The sequence below is a fragment of the Neisseria sp. P0001.S005 genome (genome assembly GCF_051963715.1).
Genome location: NZ_JBQCTZ010000923.1, coordinates 1 through 303 on the forward strand (window position 1 = coordinate 1; position 303 = coordinate 303).

The following is a 303-nucleotide window of genomic DNA, read 5'->3' on the forward strand; positions in this document are numbered from 1 at the left end:
GGCATTAATGTGGTCGAACGGATTGCATTACATGTCGGCGAAAATGTGGAAAATGAACGTTATCTGCATACTAAAGCAGATAAATTGGGGCATTTGATTTTCGATTGATGGACAGGCATAACGGTGTTTTTTGCGATTAAATAAAATATTCTATATTCTTTCAATGGGATATATTTTTATTTAAATAAAAACCTTGCGCGTAGCCTGATTTTTTGATTTAATGTCAGCTTATCGGGTGATTAGCTCAGTTGGTAGAGCGTCTGCCTTACAAGCAGAATGTCGGCGGTTCGACTCCGTCATCAC

At 38.3% G+C, this 303-nt stretch carries 1 pseudogene; it reads left to right on the forward strand.

Annotation, left to right across the window (positions count from 1 at the left end):
- Positions 1-108: pseudogene (locus ACTHSP_RS23510) on the forward strand (GTP cyclohydrolase II); the annotation flags it as partial.
- Positions 109-303 lie beyond the last annotated feature (195 nt).